This window comes from Streptomyces sp. NRRL S-340 (assembly GCF_000720185.1).
Classification (GTDB): domain Bacteria; phylum Actinomycetota; class Actinomycetes; order Streptomycetales; family Streptomycetaceae; genus Streptomyces.
The window spans coordinates 42891-48890 of sequence record NZ_JOIY01000055.1 but is presented as its reverse complement, the minus strand read 5'-3'; the positions used below and the strand labels follow the sequence as shown (position 1 = coordinate 48890).

7 protein-coding genes and 1 pseudogene are annotated in these 6000 nt (G+C 71.8%); 2 read left to right on the top strand and 6 right to left on the bottom strand.

From position 1 onward, the window contains the following. The first annotated feature begins 100 nt into the window (after window positions 1-100). The gene (locus IG64_RS32810; protein WP_037862998.1) at window positions 101-1072 is read left to right on the top strand and encodes a fumarylacetoacetate hydrolase family protein; all 972 of its coding nucleotides are present in this window, start codon (window positions 101-103) and stop codon (window positions 1070-1072) included. Window positions 1073-1393: 321 nt separating this feature from the next. On the opposite strand, the gene IG64_RS32805 is transcribed toward IG64_RS32810, so the two are convergent. Then, entirely contained in the window at window positions 1394-1855 is a 462-nt protein-coding gene (locus tag IG64_RS32805) for a DUF5709 domain-containing protein (RefSeq protein ID WP_037862997.1), read from the bottom strand. 448 nt (window positions 1856-2303) lie between these two features. Here IG64_RS32805 and cutA point away from each other — a divergent pair, with 448 nt between their 5' ends. Continuing rightward, window positions 2304-2639, top strand: a complete 336-nt coding sequence (cutA, locus tag IG64_RS32795; protein WP_037863020.1) for a divalent-cation tolerance protein CutA — start codon at window positions 2304-2306, stop codon at window positions 2637-2639. 10 nt (window positions 2640-2649) lie between these two features. Here cutA and IG64_RS43380 read toward each other — a convergent pair. The 5 genes and pseudogenes from IG64_RS43380 to IG64_RS32770 form a co-directional block, all read right to left on the bottom strand. Then, window positions 2650-2986: pseudogene (locus IG64_RS43380) on the bottom strand (transposase); the annotation flags it as partial. Between the two features lie 38 nt (window positions 2987-3024). Next, window positions 3025-3792, bottom strand: a complete 768-nt coding sequence (locus IG64_RS32785) for a glucose 1-dehydrogenase (protein WP_037862994.1) — start codon at window positions 3790-3792, stop codon at window positions 3025-3027. Window positions 3793-4155: 363 nt separating this feature from the next. After that, window positions 4156-5013, bottom strand: a complete 858-nt coding sequence (locus tag IG64_RS32780) for an aldo/keto reductase (protein WP_037862993.1) — start codon at window positions 5011-5013, stop codon at window positions 4156-4158. Further along, window positions 5010-5447, bottom strand: a complete 438-nt coding sequence (locus IG64_RS32775; protein WP_037862992.1) for a cupin domain-containing protein — start codon at window positions 5445-5447, stop codon at window positions 5010-5012. Before IG64_RS32775 ends, IG64_RS32780 begins: the two co-directional genes overlap by 4 nt. Before the next feature lie 74 nt (window positions 5448-5521). Continuing rightward, window positions 5522-5842 (bottom strand): carboxymuconolactone decarboxylase family protein, encoded by a 321-nt coding sequence (locus tag IG64_RS32770; protein ID WP_037862990.1) that lies wholly within the window; start codon window positions 5840-5842, stop codon window positions 5522-5524. Window positions 5843-6000 lie beyond the last annotated feature (158 nt).

The following is a 6000-nucleotide window of genomic DNA, read 5'->3' as shown; positions in this document are numbered from 1 at the left end:
CCCCTCCACCCCCCTCCACTCCCGGGGGCGCGGCCGGCCCCGTCACCTGCCCTGACTCGGCCCCGCCGCGCCCCCGGCCCGCCCTTCCCGGAGCCGCACCATGCGTTTCGCCGCCTACGAACACCATCACCGCCGCCGCGTGGCCGTCGTCGAGGGCGACGGCACCCTGCTGCCCCTGCCCGGCGTTGCTTCGCTCACCGACCTGCTGCGGGAGTCCGGCGGGCTGCCCGGGCTGCTCACCGCGGGGGCCGCCGCACTCGACGTGCCGCCCGGCCCGCACGTGTCCCAGGTCCGGCTGCTGCCGCCCCTCCAGCCCGCCTCCGTCCGGGACTTCGTCACCTTCGAGGAGCACGTCGAGGGCGTACGGCGCTCGGTGAGCGGCGCCGTCGGCGTCCCGGAGCAGTGGTACGCCGCCCCGACGTTCTATTTCACCAACCCGCACGCGATCTACGGCCCGCACGACGACATCCCCGTCCCGCCCGGTTCGAGTGTGCTGGACTACGAGCTCGAGGTCGCCGCCGTCATCGGCCGTGAGGGCCGCGACCTCACCCCCGGGCAGGCCCGTGAGCACATCGTCGGCTACACCGTCTTCAACGACTGGTCGGCCAGGGACCTGCAGTCCGCCGAGATGAACGTCGGCCTCGGCCCGTGCAAGGGCAAGGACACGGCCACCACCCTCGGCCCGTACCTGGTCACCGCGGACGAACTGGAACCGTACCGGGACGCCGGCGGATTCCTGCGCCTGGCGCTCACCGCGGAGGTCAACGGCGAGACCGTCGGCACGGACCTCCTGTCCAACATGAGCTGGACCTTCGAGGAGCTGGTCGTCTACGCCTCGCGCGGTACGCGGGTGCTGCCCGGCGACGTCCTGGGCTCCGGCACCTGCGGCAACGGCGGCTGTCTCGCCGAACTGTGGGGCCTGCGCGGCGAGCGGACGCCCCCGCCGCTGAAGCCCGGTGACACCGTCACCCTCACCGTGGAAGGGATCGGCAGCGTGTCCAACACCGTCGTGCCCGGCGCGGACCCGGTACCGCTGCCCGCCGGCCGACGCCGGCCCCGGGAGCGGCCGTGACCGCCCTGCGCTCCAAGTGGCTGCGGGGCAAGGTGGTCGTGCTCACCGGCGCGGCGCCTGGTCAGGGCGCCGCCGCCGCGCCGGCCTGACGGGAGGCCGACGTCCGCGAGAGGCCGCTCGGCCGCACCGGAACCGTCGACGAGGTCTGCCCCGCCGGCGGTGCCGTCCCGGTCTCGGTGTGGCCGGGGTGGATCGTGCTGACGCGGCAGCGGCCCGACCGGTCGGCGGGACGTGCTCGGCACGCCGCTGGTGCGCGTCCGGCCGCGGCTCGCACGTCTCACCCGTGAAGGCAGGGGCCGCTGCCTTCACGGGCGAGAGCCGTCAGAAGGAACCGGCGTCGGGGATCACGTGCATCGCGGCCTCCTCCGCGGAGGCGCCCGCTCCGTCCAGTCCCGCGTCGATCCCGTAGACATCGGTCTCCGGCTCGCCGAAGGCGGCCGAGGGCGCGACGAGCCGGCCGGCGCGCTCGTCGCCGACCTCGGTGTCGACCAGCTCGCCGTCCGTGCCGTAGATGTCTCCGATGCCGTCGCCGGGAGGGACCATGACGTCGGGCACCTCTTCGGCCAGGCGCTCGTCGAGCGTCTCGCCCCGCAGTCGCTCCGACGCGGTGACGCCGGTGTGCTCCACGCCCAACGGCCGCTCCGGCGGGGAGTAGCCCTCGTCCAGAGCTTCGGGGCCGGCCTCGTAGATCAGGGTGTCCGAGGCGTCGAGCAGGCCCGCGTCGTCCTGCACCTCCGTTCCGTACGGCTGGTAGACCTCGTCGCCCATCATCTCGTCGCTCATCCACGCTCCTCGTCGCCCCGGCTGAAACGCCGTTCTCCAACGAGGAGAAGTATCGGTGCGCCCGCCGCGCATCGAGGGCGCCACCAGCGGAACTGTGCACTCCCGGAGCACGGCCGGCCGCGGAAAGGGCGCTACGAGACAGGCCGGTTGTCTCCTCGCGGCGCTGCGGTCCGGGGCCCCTGCTCCGCTGCTTCGTCCCGGCGATGGAGGAGTTCGGCGCCGAGAGGTTCGTCGACGCCCTCCGCGACTGTGCGGCGAACAGGAAGCCCGGAACCCGGCGCGCGCTGATCACCGGCCTCCGGGCTCCGCGGACCGACTCCTTCCCCCTAGCCGGGCGACTGCGCCTCTGCGGCCTCCCCGGCGCCGCAAGCCTCCAGCCCGCCGTCCGTTTCAGGAACCCCAGGGCCGCTGGGTAGTGTCGGGATTCACCGACCGGAAGGGCAGTGGCATGGCCAGCGACATCGTGATCGCACAGACGACCGTCGACGACGAGGAACAGGCCCGAGCCCTCGCCCGCGGCGCGGTCGAGAGCCGGTTGGCGGCCTGCGCCCACATCGACCAGCCGTTCGCCGCGACGTACTGGTGGAAGGGGAGCATCGAGACCGCGCAGGAGTGGCGTATCTCGTACAAGACGACGGCAGAGCGGCTCCCGGCGCTGGAGGCCTGGGTCGCGGAGCAGCACAGCTACGAAGTGCCGGAGTGGATCACCCTCCCGGTGACGGGTGGATCCGAGGCCTACCTGAAGTGGGTGGTCGACGAGACCTCGCCACAGTCCGCCGAGTGACGGCTCGCACGGCCGAGGCGGTGCCCTTCTCGAGGACGCCGGTGTCGTCGACGACGAGCACCCCGCCGTCGCCGCCGAGCGTGCTCGGCGACGTATGGCTGCAGGCCGTCGCGGACGTCGTCGGCGTCCCGGTCCGCACCGTTCAGCAGCCGCCGGAGACCATCCGGTGTGCGGTGCCCGGCGCACTCGGCCGGCCGCCGGCCGTTTCTGCGGCCGACGGGGGCGAGCAGGCCCCGCACATGGTCCCGCGTCCGGCGCCGCAGGCCGGCACGGCCCGACCGGTGACCGGCGCAGAGGAGAAGGCCGTCGAGTTCCCGTTCCCCGGCGGCGTCCGCATGTTCGTCGATCACGCCCGAGCGCAGGGGGCTGGGAGAGCCCGGCGGTTTCAGTAGGCCGTGAAGCCGCCGTCGACGGGCAGGGCGACGCCGATGACGAACGCGGCGGCGGGGCTGCACAGCCACAGCACGGCGTCGGCGATCTCCTCGGCGGTGCCCAGGCGACCGATCGGCTGCTGCTTCATGATCTCGGCCATGGCCTCGGCCTGATCTTCGAGCATGCCGGCGACCATCGGCGTGTCGATCGTGCCCGGGCACACGGCGTTGATGCGGATGCCCCGGGCCGCGTACTCGACGGCCGCGCTGCGCGTCAGCCCGATCACGCCATGCTTGGAGGCGTGGTAGGCGGCGCGTTCGGGCAGACCGACCAGGCCTCCCAGGGACGAACAGTTGACGATCGCGCCCGAGCCCTGGGTGCGCATCTGGCGCAGTTCGTGTTTCTGGCACGTCCAGATGCCGCGCAGATTGACCGCGTTGACGCGGTCGAAGTCCTCCGCCCGCTCCTCGGCGGCGTCGGTCGGCGGGACCTGGATGCCGGCGTTGTTGAACGCCATGTCCAGGCGTCCGAAGGTCTGCACCGTGCGCTCGACCATGGCCCGGGCCTGGTCCTCGTCCGCGACGTCGCAGCCGACCCCGAGGGCCTGACGGCCGTCGTCGGTGAGGCTCTTCGCCGCCGCCTCAGCGGCCGGGCGGTCGAGGTCGGCCAGGACGACGGCCGCGCCGACGTGGGCGAAGGCGCGGGCGGTGGCCAGGCCCATGCCGGAGGCGGCGCCGGTGACCAGCGCGACCTGCCCGGTGAAGTCGTAGGTGGGGTTCATGGTGTTCTCCTCGCCCCGGGGCGTGCGGCCGCGAGGAGGGAGGCCGGGCCACGGTGCGCCGGCCCGGCCTCTTCCGCGGCGCAGGCCCCGGGGCGTCGATCACGGATGGTGGTTACGCGCGGGGCGGGAACTCGAGGACGGTCGACCGGCTCGCCGCGTCACGGCCGGCCCTCGCAGGTGCGACACGCTGCCGCTGCGGGCGCGCCCGCGCACCTCGCCGCCGACGAGGGATCAGACCCAGGTCGGCGTCCCCGGGGTGAGACGGCCGGCGCGGTACGAGGGCGTGGAGGTCATCGGCCGAGACATCTCTTCGAGCCGCCGCTCCATGGCGTCAGGCCGTCACGGGGCGGCGCTGGCCCGGCGTCACTTGCCGCTGTAGACGGGGAAGGCGCTGTGCTCGCCGTAGTCCACGTCGCGCAGGTCGCGCAGGACGTCCATGTCCTCGCCGGTGATCTCGAAGTCGACTGCGGCGTTGGACCGCATGTGGTCGGGGTTCGCCGTCTTGGGCAGCGACACGGTGCCCAGCTGCAGGGTGTAGCGGATGCACAGCTGCGGGACGGACACGCCGTACTTCTCTGCCATCGCCTGCACCTCGGCGTTCTGCAGGATCGCGCCGTGGGCGATCGGCGAGTACGCCTCGACGAGGATCTGCTTGCTCTGGCAGTAGGCCAGCAGCTCGGAGGGGGTGTTGCCCGCGTGCACGAGGAGCTGGTTGACGTGCGGGACGACGGTCGCGTTCGACAGGATGTTCTCCAGGTCGCGCTCCTGGAAGTTGGAGACGCCGATGGACCGGATCTTGCCGGCCTGGTGGGCCTCCTCCAGGGCACGCCATGCCTCACGGTTGCCTTCGGCGTAGTCGCCACCGCGGAAGTCGTCCCAGGGCTGCGGGCTGTGGATCAGCATCAGGTCGATGCGGTCCAGGCCGAGCTCCCGCAGGGAGCCGTCGATCGCGGCGACCGCCTGGTCGTAGTCCTTGATCTCCGCAGCGAGTTTGGTCGAGACGAACAACTCGTCGCGGGGCACTCCCGCGCCGCGCACGCCCTCGCCGACACCGCGCTCGTTGCCGTACGCCTGGGCGGTGTCGATGTTGCGGTAGCCGGTCTCCACGGCTGCGCGGACCGCGTCGGCCGCCTTGTCGTCGTCGATGAACCAGGTGCCGAGGCCCAGCTTGGGGATCTCGACGCCGTTGGACAGCGTGTAGGTCTCGTCCAGGATGGTCATGCGTTCGCTCCGTTCTTCTTCGGCAGCGCGCCGTACACCTCGTCGGTGACGGGCTCGAGCCATTCGTTGCCGACGTCTTCGCCCGGAGTGATGAAGGCGACGTGGGAGAACCACGAGTCGGCCTTCGCGCCGTGCCAGTGCTTCGTGCCCGCCGGGACGCGGACCACGGTTCCCGGCTCCATGCTGACGGGATCCTCGCCCTCGGCCTGGTACCAGCCGCTGCCCGCCGTGCACAGCAGGATCTGGTCACCGCCGCCGCCCGTGCCGTGGTGGATGTGCCAGTTGTTGCGGCAGCCCGGCTCGAAGGAGACGTTACTGACGGGAACGTTCCCCGAGGCGAGCGGAGCCAGGTAGCTCTGGCCGGTGAAGTACTGCGCGAAGGCGTCGTTCTTCTCCCCGAGGGGGAAGATCTGATCAAATCCGTTGACAGTCATCTCGTTCTTTCCTTGGCATTCACTCCGCCCCGCTGACCGTGTGCGGGGCGTCCTTGCGCTGCATGCGCCGGCGATCACGCGGAGCGCTCGTCGGCGATCTTCTTCAGCCGCGTGATCGCGGTCATGGCGTTGGGCCATCCGGCGTAGAAGGCCAGGTGCGTGATCGCCTCGGACAGCTCCTCCACCGTGAGCCCGTTGTCCAGCGCTACACCCAGGTGATAGGGCAGTTGCTCACTGCGGTACAGCGCGGCCAGCACGCTGACCGTGACCAGGCTGCGGTCCCGCGGCGACAGTCCCGGACGCTCCCAGACGTCCTCGAACAGCACGTTGTCGGTGATGTCGACCAGCTTCGGTGCGATGCCGGCCAACTCTCGGGGCGCGGACTGCTTGGCCATACGGTTACTCCCTGTGACAATACGTACGCGTGGACGCGGCTCTGCTCACTGTCGGCCACACCGGGCCAGGTGGCATCCGGGGTGGCATCCGGAGCGGGTTCCCACCGCCCCCCGAGCGGACCGCATCCGCTGCCACCATCGAGGAAACCGCAGCTCAC